The 14,880-nt window shown below is 65.7% G+C and carries 14 protein-coding genes; 11 read left to right on the top strand and 3 right to left on the bottom strand.

Annotation, left to right across the window (positions count from 1 at the left end; all coding sequences use genetic code 11):
* Positions 1 to 4 precede the first annotated feature (4 nt).
* Positions 5 to 2,188, top strand: coding sequence for an excinuclease ABC subunit UvrB (gene uvrB / locus AADI75_RS11720; RefSeq protein WP_341209203.1), 2,184 nt, complete (start codon positions 5 to 7; stop codon positions 2,186 to 2,188).
* Between the two features lie 184 nt (positions 2,189 to 2,372).
* Positions 2,373 to 3,065: an energy transducer TonB gene (locus AADI75_RS11715; RefSeq protein WP_341209202.1), complete on the top strand. Its 693-nt coding sequence runs from the start codon at positions 2,373 to 2,375 to the stop codon at positions 3,063 to 3,065.
* 133 nt (positions 3,066 to 3,198) lie between these two features.
* On the opposite strand, the gene AADI75_RS11710 is transcribed toward AADI75_RS11715, so the two are convergent.
* Both AADI75_RS11710 and AADI75_RS11705 read right to left on the bottom strand, forming a co-directional pair.
* Positions 3,199 to 3,330, bottom strand: coding sequence for a hypothetical protein (locus AADI75_RS11710; RefSeq protein ID WP_341209201.1), 132 nt, complete (start codon positions 3,328 to 3,330; stop codon positions 3,199 to 3,201).
* Between the two features lie 11 nt (positions 3,331 to 3,341).
* Entirely contained in the window at positions 3,342 to 3,710 is a 369-nt protein-coding gene (locus tag AADI75_RS11705; protein ID WP_028965529.1) for a PRC-barrel domain-containing protein, read from the bottom strand.
* A gap of 109 nt (positions 3,711 to 3,819) precedes the next feature.
* Between AADI75_RS11705 and AADI75_RS11700 the strand changes: the two genes are divergently transcribed.
* From AADI75_RS11700 to AADI75_RS11675, 6 genes are all read left to right on the top strand, one after another.
* Positions 3,820 to 4,353, top strand: coding sequence for a hypothetical protein (locus AADI75_RS11700; protein ID WP_341209200.1), 534 nt, complete (start codon positions 3,820 to 3,822; stop codon positions 4,351 to 4,353).
* A 619-nt stretch (positions 4,354 to 4,972) separates the two neighbouring features.
* On the top strand, positions 4,973 to 7,135 hold the full coding sequence (locus AADI75_RS11695) for a TonB-dependent siderophore receptor (protein WP_341209199.1): 2,163 nt from the start codon (positions 4,973 to 4,975) through the stop codon (positions 7,133 to 7,135).
* Between the two features lie 74 nt (positions 7,136 to 7,209).
* A complete protein-coding gene (locus AADI75_RS11690; protein WP_341209198.1) occupies positions 7,210 to 8,202 on the top strand; it encodes an SDR family oxidoreductase in 993 nt (330 codons plus the stop codon).
* A 205-nt stretch (positions 8,203 to 8,407) separates the two neighbouring features.
* The gene (locus tag AADI75_RS11685; protein WP_341209197.1) at positions 8,408 to 8,935 is read left to right on the top strand and encodes an SRPBCC family protein; all 528 of its coding nucleotides are present in this window, start codon (positions 8,408 to 8,410) and stop codon (positions 8,933 to 8,935) included.
* The gene (locus AADI75_RS11680; RefSeq protein ID WP_341209196.1) at positions 8,932 to 10,110 is read left to right on the top strand and encodes a zinc-dependent alcohol dehydrogenase; all 1,179 of its coding nucleotides are present in this window, start codon (positions 8,932 to 8,934) and stop codon (positions 10,108 to 10,110) included. The genes AADI75_RS11685 and AADI75_RS11680 overlap by 4 nt, the downstream gene beginning before the upstream one ends.
* 134 nt (positions 10,111 to 10,244) lie before the next feature.
* Entirely contained in the window at positions 10,245 to 11,030 is a 786-nt protein-coding gene (locus AADI75_RS11675) for an SDR family NAD(P)-dependent oxidoreductase (protein WP_341209195.1), read from the top strand.
* A 109-nt stretch (positions 11,031 to 11,139) separates the two neighbouring features.
* Here AADI75_RS11675 and AADI75_RS11670 read toward each other — a convergent pair whose 3' ends face one another.
* On the bottom strand, positions 11,140 to 12,525 hold the full coding sequence (locus tag AADI75_RS11670) for a short-chain fatty acyl-CoA regulator family protein (RefSeq protein ID WP_341209194.1): 1,386 nt from the start codon (positions 12,523 to 12,525) through the stop codon (positions 11,140 to 11,142).
* A 149-nt stretch (positions 12,526 to 12,674) separates the two neighbouring features.
* Between AADI75_RS11670 and AADI75_RS11665 the strand changes: the two genes are divergently transcribed.
* The 3 genes from AADI75_RS11665 (at position 12,675) to AADI75_RS11655 (ending at position 14,782) form a co-directional block, all read left to right on the top strand.
* Positions 12,675 to 12,833: a hypothetical protein gene (locus AADI75_RS11665; RefSeq protein WP_202900634.1), complete on the top strand. Its 159-nt coding sequence runs from the start codon at positions 12,675 to 12,677 to the stop codon at positions 12,831 to 12,833.
* 10 nt (positions 12,834 to 12,843) lie between these two features.
* A complete protein-coding gene (locus AADI75_RS11660) occupies positions 12,844 to 14,433 on the top strand; it encodes an isocitrate lyase (protein WP_341209193.1) in 1,590 nt (529 codons plus the stop codon).
* A gap of 109 nt (positions 14,434 to 14,542) precedes the next feature.
* Positions 14,543 to 14,782, top strand: a complete 240-nt coding sequence (locus AADI75_RS11655; RefSeq protein ID WP_341209192.1) for a hypothetical protein — start codon at positions 14,543 to 14,545, stop codon at positions 14,780 to 14,782.
* Positions 14,783 to 14,880 lie beyond the last annotated feature (98 nt).

Raw genomic sequence — 14,880 nt, 5'->3', positions numbered from 1 at the left:
GCGCATGGCGATTCAGATCCGCACCAACCTTGCCGAGCCCGAAACCGACGCGGCGTTCGTTCCGCACCGCCCCGCCCGCCCCGAAAAGGTCGAGGGCGGCAAGCCGTTCAAGCTGGTCAGCGAATATCAGCCGTCGGGCGACCAGCCGACCGCGATCCGCGAGCTGGTCGACACCGCGCGCGCGGGCGAGAAGGATCAGGTGCTGCTCGGCGTCACCGGTTCGGGCAAGACCTTCACGATGGCCAAGGTGATCGAGGAAATGCAACGCCCGGCGTTGATCCTCGCGCCGAACAAGATCCTCGCCGCGCAATTGTACGGCGAGTTCAAATCGTTCTTCCCCGATAACGCCGTCGAATATTTCGTCAGCTATTACGATTACTATCAGCCCGAGGCGTATGTTCCGCGCTCCGACACGTATATCGAGAAAGAGTCGAGCATCAACGAGTCGATCGACCGGATGCGTCACTCCGCCACCCGGTCGCTGCTGGAGCGCGACGACGTCATCATCGTCGCTTCGGTATCGTGCCTGTACGGGATCGGCTCGGTCGAAACCTATTCGGCGATGATCTTCGACCTGAAAAAGGGGCAGGCGGTCGACCAGCGCGAGATCGTCCGCAAGCTGGTCGCGCTGCAATACAAGCGCAACGACGCGGCGTTCCAGCGCGGCAATTTCCGCGTCAAAGGCGACAATCTCGAAATCTTCCCGTCGCACTATGAAGACAGCGCATGGCGCGTGTCGTTCTTCGGCGACGAGATCGAGGAGATCGTCGAGTTCGATCCGCTGACCGGCAAGAAGTCGGCGAGCCTGAACACGATCCGCATCTACGCCAATTCGCACTATGTCACGCCCGGCCCGACGATGAAGCAGGCAACCGAGGCGATCAGACACGAGCTGTCCGAACGGCTCAAGGAATTGGAGATCGAGGGCAAGCTGCTGGAGCGCCAGCGGCTGGAGCAGCGCACCAATTTCGATCTCGAGATGATCGCCGCGACCGGCAGCTGCAACGGCATCGAGAACTACAGCCGCTTCCTCACCGGGCGCCTGCCCGGCGAGCCGCCGCCGACGCTCTTCGAATATCTGCCCGAGAACGCGCTGCTGTTCGTCGACGAGAGCCACCAGACCATCGGCCAGATCAACGGCATGTCGCGCGGCGATCACCGTCGCAAGATCACGCTCGCCGAATATGGCTTCCGCCTGCCCTCGGCGATCGACAACCGCCCGCTGCGCTTCAACGAATGGGACGCGATGCGCCCGCAAACGGTCTGCGTCTCGGCCACGCCGGGCGCGTGGGAGATGGAGCAGGCTGGCGGCGTGTTCGCCGAACAGGTGATCCGCCCTACAGGGCTGATCGACCCGCCGGTCGAGATCAAGCCCGTCGAGGAACAGGTGCAGGACCTGATCGTCGAATGCGGCAAGACCACCGCGCTCGGCTATCGCACGCTCGTCACCACGCTCACGAAGCGGATGGCCGAGGATCTGACCGAGTACATGCACGAGGCGGGGATCAAGGTCCGTTATATGCATTCCGACGTCGAGACGCTGGAACGTATCGAGCTGATCCGCGATCTTCGGCTCGGCGTGTACGACGTCCTGATCGGCATCAACCTGCTGCGCGAAGGGCTCGACATCCCTGAATGCGGGCTGGTCGCGATCCTCGACGCCGACAAAGAAGGCTTCCTGCGCTCGGAGACATCGCTGATCCAGACGATCGGGCGTGCGGCGCGCAACGTCGACGGGCGCGTGATCCTCTATGCCGACCGCATCACCGGCAGCATGGAGCGGGCGATGAACGAAACCGCGCGCCGCCGCGAGAAGCAGGAGGCGTACAACCGCGAACACGGCATCACCCCGACGACGATCCGCCGCGGCATCGGCGACATCATCGCGCATGTCGCGTCAAAGGATCAGGTGACGGTCGAGATCGACGAGGATCGGCCGCACATGGTCGGCCACAACCTCCGCGCCTATATCGAGGAGCTGGAGAAGAAGATGCGCAAGGCCGCGTCCGATCTCGAGTTCGAGGAGGCCGGTCGCCTGCGCGACGAGATCCGCGCGCTGGAGCAGGAGGAATTGGGGCTGCCGGTCGAGCAGCAGAAGCTGCCGTTGATGGGACGCAGCAACGAGGGCAAGCCGGGGACGCGCAAGACGCGTTTCGGTAAGACGCAGCGAAAGTTCGGGAAGCGGTAGGGCTTTTCATTCGCGTTCCCCGGCGAAGGCCGAGGCCCAGTTGGGGGGACGATTGACGAAGGGGTGACCGCGGAAAGGAGCATGTGTCTACTCACTCCCGGTTCAGCCACCCGCTCCTATATCCGCATTTATGTACGCGCAGCCTTCCCGCGATCGGATCGGCCCGGCCTTTGCCGCAGGGGCGGTGAGCGCAGCGCTCGGCTGGGCGTTGATCGTCGGGCTCGCCGGTGCGCCGCTCGCGCAGCGCGTCGAGAGCGGGCTGGCGGTGTTCCGCGTTACGCCCCCGCCCCCGCCACCGGCCAAGGTCGTCTCCAGACGCACGCAAACCTCCCGCCCTTCCGGCCGCGCCGCACCGCCGAACATTCGCTCGCAGGCGACGCAGGTCGCCGCAACGACGCCGATCGTCATGGTACCGCCTCCGCCGCCGCCGATCACGGTCGCGCTCAAGCGATTCGCCGGCAACGAGGCGACGCAGGGCGCGACCGAGAAGGTCGGGCCGGGCACCGGCGCGGGGGGCGTCGGGGACGGGACCGGCAGCGGCGGATGGGGCGACGGTGACGGCGGGCCGGGTGACGAAACCCCGCCGGTCTGGAGACGCGGCCGGCTGACCGACGCCGACTATCCGCGCGACATCGGCGATGCCGGCTTTCAGGGAACGGTGGCGGTCAAGTTCCTCGTGTGGAGCGATGGCCGGGTTCGCGACTGTCAGGTCACGAAGAGCAGCGGCAATGCCACGCTGGACGCGACCACCTGCCGGCTGATCCAGCGCCGCTTCCGCTACGACCCGTCCCGCGATGCGGAGGGGCGGCCGGTCCCGGCGTGGATCGTCGAGAACCACGAGTGGATCATCGTGCCCGAGCCGGCGGCCGGTCGCTAGCCCTATCGTCATCCCGGACCTGATCCGGGATCACGCTTGTTCTTCTGTCGCTCCGATCGACCGTCATTGCGATCAGAGCGAAGCCATGACGAGCGGCGGAGGCTGCGGGATCAAACCTGCAACGATGAACCCGCTACCGATCGTCGGACGGCTCCGCATCGGTGGTCTGCGGCGGCGGGGTGCTGTTGCCTTGTTCCGGCGCATCCGGATCGGTCAGCAGTTCCTCGACCGCTTCCTGCACGTCATTTTCTTTCCGCTCGCTCATGGCTCCGCTCCTCACGCGATGTTGAGATTTTCACCCTGCACCTGATAGTAACTGGCGACGCGGTCGGCATAGGCCTGATCGAACACCGGCGCATTGTTCGCCCAGCTCGGGCCGCCCTCCAGCAAACGGCGGTCGATCGTCACGACATAGCGGTCGCGCACCGGATCGAACTGCAACAGCGAGAAGGGCAGCGGATAATAGCTCTTCCCCATCCCCAGAAAGCCGCCGAGGCTGAGCACGGCGTGCGTCGCGCGCCCGGTCGACTTGTGGACCATGAACGCCTGCACGGTGCCGAGATGATCGCCGTCACGCGTATCGACCTTCATCGTGTCGCTGAGGGTGGACTGCACCAGGATTTGGGTCGGCGCGTCTTCGGCCATGCGGAATACTCCTATGTTAAGCGATCTCCCGCGGTGAACCGTCATCCCGGCGCGGCGGTTCCGGGCGGAGCGGTTGAGCGTGCGGCGGCGATCCGCCATAGCGTCGCGGGTGACCCGCTCTCTCTCTTCGCTTCCGCTCGCGCTGCTGGTGCTGGCGTGCGCCGCCTGCGTCCCGCGCGCCGCGCCGCCCGCGCCGGTTGCGCCCCCGCCGGCTCCCGTAACGCCCGCCCCTGCTCCCGCACCCACCCGGTCCGCTGACTGGCAGGATTGGCCGTGGACGCCGGGTGCGTGGCGCTACATCCGCGATGCCGCCGGCTCGCGCGCCAGTTATGGCGTGAGCGGGCAGCCGCCCGTGGCCGAGTTGCGCTGCGATCGTGCCGCTCGCGCGGTGCTGCTCTTGCGTCCGGGCAGCAACGCGTCACCGTTCACGATCCGCACCAGCGCAATGACGCGCAGCGTCGCGACTCAGCCCGGGGCGGGCACGGTGCCGCAGGCGGTGGCGCGCTTCGCGCTCGACGACCGGCTGCTCGATGCGATGGCGTTTACGCGCGGTCGCTTCACCGTCGAACAGCCCGGCGCGACGCCGCTGGTGCTGCCGCCTTGGGCGGAGGTGGGCCGGGTGATCGAGGATTGCCGCAACTGATGCGATAACCGGGCGCGAAGCCTCGGATGGTTGTCCAGAACCCGACGCATTACAAGCCTTGTATCGTATCGCCTTCCGCCTCACATTGTGGGTGCGGCTGACGCGGTCGCAACTGTTATCAACCAGCGAAAGGAGGTGATCCGATGTCTCATGGTTCAGCAATGGGGTCGGTTCAGTTCGTTCGGGAGATGCGCTTCTAAGCATCGCCGACCCGCTGCGGGAGGATTGATCCGCTCTTCAACGTAGCGGGACCGGTGGTTCTTGGAGGCCAACATGGTCTCCCGGGCTGGAGCTCTCCGGCCGCTGACCATGTCAAGGGGTTGTCGGGTGTCCGTTCACGGGCGTTCGGCAACCTCTTCTCATATCTGGCGCAGGCTGGATCGCCGTCGCTTTCCCCACGCACCGTCGCTCCTGCGCAGGCAGGGGCCCATGTCTCGATAGTGTGGCGAAACAGCTGACGCAGACAAGTCGCTCGCAAACGCAGGGTCGACGCTGCACGACGAAGACATAGGCTCCTGCCTTCGCAGGAGCGAAGGTTCAACGAACGCGCGAGCGGCCACAAAGGTTATTGATACTCACTCGCACTCACGATAGAGGCCCCGCAATCAAAGGGGTTCTCATGTCCGTCCGTCATTCCAGCAGCTTCATCACCCTCGCCGCCCTGCTCGCCGCCACTCCGGCGCTGGCGCAGCAGCACAGCGATACTCCCACGCCTGACGATGTCATCGTGACCGGCCGGCAAGCCCCGAACCTCGCCAGCGCCGGGACCAAGTCCGCGCTGCCGCTCGCCGAAACCGCGCAGTCGATTACCGTCGTCACCGGCGACCAGATCGAGGCGCTTGGACTCCAGAATCTCAACCAGGCATTGCGATTCGTCGCGGGCGTGACCCCGGAGACGCGCGGGTCGAGCGCCGAGGTCTACGACCAGTTCAAGCTGCGCGGCTTCGACGCGCCGGTGTTCCTCGACGGGCTGAAGCAGTTCGGCAGCACCACCGGCTATGCGATCCCGCAGGTCGACGTGTCGCGGCTGGCGCGCTTCGAGGTGCTCAAGGGTCCGGCCTCGACGCTCTATGGCCAGTCGAGCCCCGGCGGACTCGTCGCGCAATCGAGCAAGCTGCCGGTCGACCTGCCGCTTTATGGCTCGGTCGCGGGCACCTACGGCGAATACAACCTCTACCGCGTCGATGCCGATGTCGGCGGAAGCACCAGCGACGTGCTGTGGCGCATCTATGGCAGCGCCAACGGCAGCGACACGCAGCAGCGTTTCGCCAAGCGCGAGCGCCAGACCGTCTCCGGCGCGGTGACGATCGGCAACGGCTCGCGCACCACCTTCACGTTGCTCGGCACCTATTCGCACGATCCGCACAATGGCGCCTATGGCGTCTTCCCGGCGCTCGGCACGCTGATCGACAATCCCAACGGTAAGCTCTCGACGCGCTTCGACGGTGGGGAGGCGGGCAATCGCTATCAGCGCGAGCAGGCGGCGGGGACGTACATCTTCACGCATGATTTCGGCGGCGGCTGGCGCTTCCGCTCGTCGGGCCGCTACCAGAACGTCACGTCGCAGCTCGGGCTGGTCTATGTCAGCGGCACTCCCGTGGCGGGCAGCACGCGCGTTTACAACCGCGCCAGCTATGCGACCGACGAGGAGCTGAACAACTGGACCTATGACAACCAGCTCGCGGGCACCGTGCGCACCGGGCCGGTGACGCACCGGCTGTTGCTCGGCGTCGATCGTCAGGTCGCGCATTCGACCGAGGACGGCCAATTCGGCGGTGCGACGCCGCTCGACGTCTACAATCCCGCCTATGGCACGATGACGGTGCCGCGCACCCCGGCGCAGGTGCCCGGCGGCTTCGGCCTGTTCGCGCTCGACGCACGGCTTCGCCAGCAGGGCATCTATGCGCAGGATCAGATGGAGCTGGGCGCATTGCGGGTGACGGTCGGCGGTCGGCAGGACTGGACGTGGGGGCAGCAGAACGGCGGCACCCCGAAGAAGGACGACAAGTTCACATGGCGCGCCGCGGCGCTCTACACCCTGCCCTTCGGTCTCGCGCCCTATGTCAGCTATTCGACCTCGTTCGAGCCGCAGTCGGCGACGGTGCGGCGCGACGACGGCTCGTTCGGGATCGCCGACCCGTCGTTCGGCAAGCAGATCGAGGCCGGCGCGAAGTTCAGCGTTCCCGGGACGCCGATCCTGCTGTCGGGCGCATGGTTCCGGATCGACCAGACCAATGTCGTCACCTCGACCCCCGATTTTTCGATCTCGCGCCAGACCGGCGAGGTGCGCTCGACCGGTGTCGAGTTCGAGGGCAGCGCGCCGCTCGGGCTCGGCTTCACCGCGCGCGCCGCGTACAGCCGCCAGCGTGTCCGCGTAACCAGCGATCCGCAGGATCCGACTCGTGTCGGGCGCGGGCTGGAGACGGTCGGGCGTGGCGGCGCGTCGCTGATCCTCGACTGGGCGCCCGATCGCGGCACCTTCCACGGCCTGACGCTGGGCGGCGCGGTGCGGCATGTCGACGAAGTCTATGCCGGCGTCTACACCCCGCCCGAGAACCCCGCCGCCGCCGCACCGCTCAACAGCCCGTCCTTTACCATCTATGATGCCTGGGTGCGGTTCGATCTCGAACGGCTCAGCCCGTCGCTCAAGGGGCTGAGCGCCTCGGTCAACGCCTCCAACCTGTTCGACAAGACCTATATCACCTCATGCTTCGCCAATTACGCGTGGTGCTGGTACGGCAACCGCCGCGTCGTGCAGGGGACGATCGCCTATCGTTTCTGATCGCGATCAACCCGATCGCCGTGAACCTCTGATCGCCCCGCCCGTTCGCGCCCGGGTACCGGGAGATTTGCGATATGGACGATCAGGGCACCACACGCCGCACGGTTTTGGGCGGCGCAGCCGCCGCGGGCCTGACCTTCGGTGGCGCTAGCAGCGCGGCGGCGCAGGCGGGTGCCGCCCCCGCCGTGCCGCTTCGCGATCCGCGCAGCAAATACACCAGCCAGCCCTTCCCCGAGCAGCGTCAGCCGTGGCCGGCGCTGCAAGGCAAGATGACCCCGCGCCCCGACAGCGGCGAGACCAGCTACCGCGGTTCGGGTCGGCTGAGCGGGCGCAAGGCGCTCGTGACGGGCGGTGACAGCGGGATCGGCCGCGCCGCCGCGATCGCCTTCGCACGCGAGGGGGCCGACGTGGCCATCAACTACTACCCGACCGAAGAACCCGACGCACGCGAGGTAAAGGCGTTGATCGAACAGGCCGGGGGCAAGGCGGTGCTGCTCCCCGCCGATATCCGCACCGAGAAAGCCTGCACCAAGCTGGTTGGCGATGCGGTGCGCCAGCTCGGCGGGCTCGACCTGCTCGTCAACAATGCCGCCTATCAGCAGAGCAAGGCCGACATCTCGGAGATCACCGACGAACAGATGGTCCGCACGTTCGAGACCAACATCTTTGCGATGTTCCGCATCTGCAAGGCGGCGATCCCGTCGATGCCGCCGGGGTCGGTCATCATCAACACCGGCTCGGTCAACAGCTATGACCCCGGCGAGGAATTGCTCGATTACGCCAGCACAAAGGGCGCGATCCTGATCTTCACCAAGGGGCTGGCCAAGCAGCTCGCCAAGAAGGGCATCCGCGTCAACATGGTCGCCCCCGGTCCGATCTGGACGCCGTTGCAGGTCGCGGGCGGGCAGTTGCCGGGCAAGCTGGGCGAATTCGGTCAGGATACGCCGATGGGCCGCGCCGGCCAGCCCGCCGAGCTGGCCCCGCTCTACGTCGCGCTGGCGGAGGACGGGACCAGCTTCTCGACCGGCACCGCGGTCGGCGCGCATGGCGGCAAGGGGAATCCGTAAGCCCAAAGCCGTCATTCCCGCGAAGGCGGGAATCCAGACGCGCAGGTTCATCGCTAGAAGCGCAGACCTCGGAGGTTCTGGATCCCCGCCTTGCGCGGGGATGACGGTGAAACGGCAACCTCACTGACCCAGATCAACGCACGGTTTTTCCACGGAACGCGGCTCCCCGACCGGCCATTGACGGCGCGATAGGAAAGGAGCCGCCATGACCGATGACGCCCCGCTTGCCGCCGCCAAACACGACAAGCCGACCGGGCTTGCCGCGCGCGCCGTCACGATCAACCAGCCCGTCGATGAGGTCTATTCGCGCTTCCGCGACTTCGCCGCCTGGCCCGCGTTCATGGAGAATGTCGTCCGCATCGACGTGCACGATGAACGCCGGTCGCATTGGGTGGTGAAGGCGCCCGGCGGCAGCCACGTCGAATGGGACGCACGGATCACCGAGGAAGTACCGGGCAAGCTGCTCGCGTGGGAGAGCGAGCCTGGCGCCGAAATCCCCAATCGTGGCCACGTCGAGTTCCGCGACGCCGGCGCGCGCGGCACGGTGGTTGTCGCGACGATCGACTACGACCCGCCCGCCGGCGTGATCGGCAAGGTAATCGCCAAGATGTTCCAGCGCGAACCCGCCATTCAGGCACGCCGCGACCTGCGCCGTTTCAAGCAACTGCTGGAAACCGGCGAGATCGCCACCCCGGCGATGAATGCCAAGCAATTCGAGGAGATGGGGCTGTGAAAGCGATCGCCTGGCACGGCAAACACGATGTCCGCGTCGACACCGTTGACGATCCCGGCATCGTCAATCCCCGCGACTGCATCATCAAGGTAACGTCGACTGCGATCTGCGGGTCGGACCTCCACCTTTATGACGGCTACATCCCGACCATGCAGTCGGGCGACATCCTCGGCCACGAATTCATGGGCGAGGTGGTCGAGGTCGGCGCAAAATCGACGTTGAAAAAGGGCCAGCGCGTCGTCGTGCCGTTCACGATCTCATGCGGCAGCTGCTATCATTGCACGAAGCAGCAATTCTCCGCCTGCGACAACGGGCTACCCGCCGACAATCAGGACATCGCGCAGGAACTGTATGGCCAGCCGATGGCTGGGCTGTTCGGCTATAGCCATATGACCGGCGGCTATGCCGGCGGTCAGGCCGAATATGTCCGCGTGCCGTTCAGCGACGTCGGCCCGATCGTCATTCCCGACGGGGTAGAGGACGACAAGGTGCTGTTCCTCTCCGACATCCTGCCGACCGGCTGGATGGCGGCGGAGAATGCCGACATCGAGCCCGGCGACACCGTCGCGGTGTGGGGATGCGGCCCGGTCGGACTGTTCGCGATCCAGTCGGCCTTCCTGATGGGTGCCGAGCGCGTGATCGCGATCGATCACTTTCCGAACCGGCTCAAGCTGGCCGCGCGGTTCGGCGCCGAGACGATCAACTTCGAGGAAAGCGCGGTCTACGAGGCGCTGATGGTAATGACCGGCGGGATCGGTCCCGATGCGGTGATCGACAGCGTCGGGCTGGAGGCGCACGGTTTCTTCGTCGATAACGTGCTCGACCAGATCAAGGTCTCGACCTTGACCGGCACCGACCGCGCGCACGCCAACCGCCAGGCGATCATCGCGTGTCGCAAGGGCGGGCGCGTATCGATGCCCGCGGTGTATGGCGGCTTTGTCGACAAATGGCCGTTGGGCGCGTTCATGGAGAAGGGGCTGACGCTCAAGACCGGGCAGACCCATGTCCAGCGCTACCTCCCCGCGCTGCTGACCGCGATCCTCGAGGAGAAGATCGACACCACCTTCCTGATCTCGCACCGGATGCCGCTCGAAAAGGGGCCGGAGGGATACAAGATGTTCCACGATCAGCAGAATGATGTGACGAAGATCGTGTTGAAACCGGGGATGATGTGACCCGCACGACCGCCCGCACCGTCATTCCCGCGCAGGCGGCAATCCAGACGCGCAGGTCCTCGTAAGAGCCGAAACGTCAGAGGTTCTGGATTTCCGCCTGCGCGGGAATGACGGAGCATAATTGGAGAGACATGATGCCCAATAAATTCGCGATCATTACCGGCGCCTCGACGGGGATCGGCTTCGAACTTGCCACGCTCGCCGCGAAGGATGGCTATGACATCCTCGTCGTCGCCGACGAGCCGCTGATCGACGCCGCCGCCGCCGACTTCAAGCAATTCGGCACGCAGGTCATCTCGGTCGAGGCGGATCTGTCGACGATCGACGGCGTCGACCGGCTGCTCGCCGCTACAGAAGGGCGTCTGATCGACCTGCTCTGCGCCAATGCCGGCAAGGGGCTGGGCCGCGGATTCCTTGATCAGGACGTGACCGAGTGGCGGCGCGTGGTCGATACCAACATTACCGGCACGCTCTACCTACTCCAGAAGGTGCTGCGGCAAATGACCGAGCGGCATGAGGGCAAGGTACTGGTCACCGGCTCGGTTGCCGGCTTCATCCCGGGCAGCTTCCAGGCGGTCTATAATGGCACCAAGGCGTTCGTGGATTCCTTCACCGATGCGCTGCGCGACGAGTTGAAGGATCACGAGGGCGTCACGCTTACGACGCTGATGCCCGGCCCGGTCGATACCGAATTCTTCGACCGCGCCGACATGATGGACACCGACGTCGGCACCTCAGACAGCAAGTCCGATCCCGCCAAGGTCGCGCAGGACGGCTGGGACGCGTTGATGGCGGGAAAGCATTCGATCGTCTCGGGCTGGAAAAACAAGCTGCAGGTCGCCGCCGCGCACATCCTCCCGCCCGAAGTGACCGCGCATCAGCACCGCAACATGGCCGAGCCGGGTACGGCCAAAGAGTGATTTAGCTTGTACAGTCAATGCGAGCATCGCGAAGCAATCCCGGGGCGGTTCGCGGAACACCCGATTGCTTCGTTATGCTCGCAATGACGAGGTGCATATCAGCGTTGGATCAATCTCCCACGAACGTCCACCCCGAGATCGCCCGCTCACGCTCGTTAAGCAACAACGCCCGCGCTGCCGGCGCTGCCGAACGCTGCGGACACGCCATCCGGTGACACGCCCGACACCCCAGCCCCACCGGTGTCGCCGCGCCGGTGAGGTCGAGCCCGCGCGCTGCCGCGAGTGACCCGGCCACCTCGGCCGGCACGCCAAGCGCGATCGTAAACCCACTTTCCACACGGTTCGCTCCCGCGCCGACCGCCGTACCGCTTACCGCCGTCGCAAGCGTGAACCAGCGCGCGCCATCCTCCAGCTCCAGCAATTGCGGCACCACACTGCCCGCCCGCTCGAACGCATGATGGACGCGCCATAACGGACACCGCGTCTCACCGGCCAACAACGGCGTATTGCTCGCCCCGGCAAAGCGCTTCGACACCTGCCCGGCGCGATCGACGCGCAGCAGGAAGAACGGCAGCCCGCGCGCACCGACGCGCTGCAATGTCGTCAGCCGATGCGCCACCTGTTCCAGCCCCGCACCGAAGCGCCGTTGCAACAGCTCCAGATCATAGCCGCTCGCCTCGCATGCGCGCAAAAACCGCGCATAAGGCATCATCACCGCCGCCGCGAAATAGCTCGACAGGTGCCGCCGGAACAGCCGCTCCGCCACCCGGTCGAGCGCTGCGCCGCGCACCAGCGCGTCGATCTCCGCGCGCGCCTCGATCAGCCCGCATTGCACCGCCAGCGCGAAGGTCCGCGACCACGGCGCCAGTCGTTCGGCGAGTTGCACCTGCCGCGCATGGAGGTCGACGCGCACAAGATGATCAGGCAACGCCTCGATCGGCAGGATACGGATCGCGAGCCCATGCCGCACGCGCAGCCGCTCGACCAATGCGCCGTATAGATCTGCGCCGACCAGCCGCAATTCGTCGGCAAGCGTCTCGGCCGCGGCGTCGAGATCGGGGAAGTGGTTGCGCCACCGCTCGATCTCGCGTCGCGCGGTGATCGCCGGATCGTCGAGCAATGGCGCGGCCGCACCGCCCTGCCCCCGGTCGAAGGCGCGCGCGAACGCCTCCGCCCCACCCGGCGCGGCGGCGAGCCATTCCTCCACCTCGCTACGATCGACCTCCAGATCGGCGAACAGCGGGTCGGCCAGCCGCCGCCGGATCGCCTCCGCGCCGCCACCCGGTTCGCCCGCCACCAACACACGCGGGTCGAAGTCGAAACGATCGGCCAGTGTCACCAGCAATCCCGCCGGCACCGCACGCTGGTTGCGCTCGATGAGATTGAGATAACTGGGCGAAATCGCGAGCATCTCCGCCATCGCGGCCTGCGTCAGCCCGTGGCGTCGCCGCAATCGGCGTACCGCATGCCCTGCCAGCAGCTTGTCCCGGCTCATCACGCGCTCCTGTAAATTCCTTTACAACATGACTAAGCTTAGTGGGAGAGCACGGACGAAGCGACACGAATTTCATGTGAATTGCTGACGGAAAGCCCATCGCTTCCGGCAGGATCTTCCCATCACCTGTCAATGAAGGAGCGATCATCATGCCGCACACCGAACCGCAGCGCAGCCGCGCGGTCTTCTCCACCGAAGACTTCGGTCTGATGAAGGAAGCGGTTGCGCATTACGTCCGGCAGATCGCCGACGATCCGCGCTCGTCCAAATTCTCGAACCTGTATCACCGCCTCGGGCGGCTCGGCTGAAAGGATCGCCATGACTTATCAGGACAGCGTCGCCGCCGCCGACCGGACGATCGCGCAGGCCGGCCCCGGCTGGCACGGCATCCAGCCCGAGGCGGTGGCGCGCATGCGCTTGCAGAACCGCTTCCGAACCGGGCTCGACATCGCGCGACATACCGCCGCGGTGATGCGGCGCGACATGGCGGCCTATGATGCGGACCCCGGCGCTTATACCCAGTCGCTCGGCTGCTGGCACGGGTTCATCGCGCAGCAGAAGATCATCAGCATCCGCAAGCATTTCGGCACCACCAAGGGCCGCTACCTCTACCTTTCGGGCTGGATGGTCGCCGCGCTGCGCAGCGCCTTCGGTCCGCTGCCCGATCAGTCGATGCACGAAAAGACCGCGGTGCCCGCGCTGATCGAGGAGATCTACACCTTCCTCAAACAGGCCGATGCGCGCGAGCTGGGGCTGATGTTCCGCGACATCGATGCGGCCCGCGACGCCGGCAATGCGGTCGAGGCGCAGCGGCTGATCCATGCGGTCGACCAGTATGAAAGCCATGTCGTTCCGATCATCGCCGATATCGACGCCGGCTTTGGCAATGCCGAGGCCACCTATCTGCTCGCGCGCAAAATGATCGAGGCCGGTGCCTGCGCGTTGCAGATCGAAAACCAGGTTTCCGACGAAAAGCAATGCGGGCACCAGGACGGCAAGGTCACCGTACCTCACGAGGACTTCCTCGCGAAGATCCGCGCTTGCCGCTACGCCTTCATGGAGCTGGGCGTCGATGACGGCATCATCGTCGCGCGCACCGACTCACTGGGTGCCGGACTCACCAAGCAGATCGCTGTCTCGCGCACCGCCGGCGATCTCGGCGACCGATATAATGCGTTTCTCGACGCCGAGGCGGTCGATGTGCCGGATCGTGGCGACGTATTGATCGAGCGCGACGGGCAGTTGCTACGCCCGAAACGGCTCGCGTCGAACCTGTTCCAGTTCCGCGCCGGCACCGGGGAGGATCGTTGCGTGCTCGACTGCATCACCGCGTTGCGGCACGGTGCCGACCTGCTCTGGATCGAAACCGAGCGTCCCGACATCGCGCAAATCGCCGGCATGGTCGACCGCATCCGCGCCGAAGTGCCCGATGCGAAGCTGATCTACAACAATTCGCCCAGCTTCAACTGGACCCTCAACTTCCGCCAGCAGGTGTTAGACCGCTGGCGCGCGGACGGCCGCGACGTTGCCGGCTATGACCGAACCCGGCTGATGGACCCTGGCTACGACGACAGCCCGTTGGCGCAAGAGGCTGACGAGCGCATCCGCACCTTCCAGCGCGATGCATCACAGCGCGCCGGGATCTTCCATCATCTTATTACCTTACCGACCTACCATACCGCTGCGCTCGGCACAGACCTGCTCGCACGCGACTATTTCGGGGCGGCGGGCATGCTCGGGTATGTCAAGAACGTGCAGCGCTGCGAGATCCGCGAGGGGATAGCCTGCGTCCGCCATCAGAACATGTCCGGCAGCGATATCGGGGACGACCACAAGGAGTATTTCGCCGGCGAGGCGGCTTTGAAGGCGGGCGGCGCCCACAACACCATGAACCAATTTGCTGCTTGATGTGCCGTCAAACCCACAACGGCGACTTTTCGTCGCATTGTAATATTACTGCCGTTGCATGACGCGTTGCGGCATGACAGTAGCCGTTGGCCTCGAGGGAGATGATATCATGAAGAAGTTTCTGATGGCGGCTGCGATCGCGTCGCTGGCCACCGTTCCGGCGGTTGCGGCTCCGGTCAATTCGGCTGCCAGCCTGTCGGTCGCCAAGTCGGTTCGCGCGTCGGCACCGGCCGCGAAGAAGAACGAGCTGGTCGGCGGCGGTCTGATCGTGGCGGCCGTTGCGGCGGCGGCGGTGATCGCCGGCATCATCATCATCGCTGACGATGGTGACGATTCGGACAGCAACTAAGCTGTTCTGAGGCAATGGAAAGGGGGAGCGACGCCGGCGTCGCTCCCCCTTTATGGATGGCTCGCCCCTTATCTGAACCGTTGTTGCTTCACGACAGC

The sequence above is a fragment of the uncultured Sphingomonas sp. genome (assembly GCF_964021865.1).
Classification (GTDB): Bacteria; Pseudomonadota; Alphaproteobacteria; order Sphingomonadales; family Sphingomonadaceae; genus Sphingomonas.
The sequence above is the reverse complement of the archived record's forward strand: the minus strand, read 5'-3'. Positions and strand labels throughout refer to the sequence as shown.

What these genes read in the sequence shown, in the direction of transcription:
- AADI75_RS11685 (WP_341209197.1), top strand. Translation starts at nt 8,408, where the DNA reads ATGACCGATGACGCCCCGCTTGCCGCCGCCAAACACGACAAGCCGACC.
- AADI75_RS11670 (WP_341209194.1), bottom strand. Translation starts at nt 12,525, where the DNA reads ATGAGCCGGGACAAGCTGCTGGCAGGGCATGCGGTACGCCGATTGCGG.
- AADI75_RS11665 (WP_202900634.1), top strand. Translation starts at nt 12,675, where the DNA reads ATGCCGCACACCGAACCGCAGCGCAGCCGCGCGGTCTTCTCCACCGAA.
- AADI75_RS11695 (WP_341209199.1), top strand. Translation starts at nt 4,973, where the DNA reads ATGTCCGTCCGTCATTCCAGCAGCTTCATCACCCTCGCCGCCCTGCTC.
- AADI75_RS11655 (WP_341209192.1), top strand. Translation starts at nt 14,543, where the DNA reads ATGAAGAAGTTTCTGATGGCGGCTGCGATCGCGTCGCTGGCCACCGTT.
- AADI75_RS11705 (WP_028965529.1), bottom strand. Translation starts at nt 3,710, where the DNA reads ATGGCCGAAGACGCGCCGACCCAAATCCTGGTGCAGTCCACCCTCAGC.
- AADI75_RS11690 (WP_341209198.1), top strand. Translation starts at nt 7,210, where the DNA reads ATGGACGATCAGGGCACCACACGCCGCACGGTTTTGGGCGGCGCAGCC.
- AADI75_RS11660 (WP_341209193.1), top strand. Translation starts at nt 12,844, where the DNA reads ATGACTTATCAGGACAGCGTCGCCGCCGCCGACCGGACGATCGCGCAG.
- AADI75_RS11675 (WP_341209195.1), top strand. Translation starts at nt 10,245, where the DNA reads ATGCCCAATAAATTCGCGATCATTACCGGCGCCTCGACGGGGATCGGC.
- AADI75_RS11710 (WP_341209201.1), bottom strand. Translation starts at nt 3,330, where the DNA reads ATGAGCGAGCGGAAAGAAAATGACGTGCAGGAAGCGGTCGAGGAACTG.
- uvrB (WP_341209203.1), top strand. Translation starts at nt 5, where the DNA reads ATGGCGATTCAGATCCGCACCAACCTTGCCGAGCCCGAAACCGACGCG.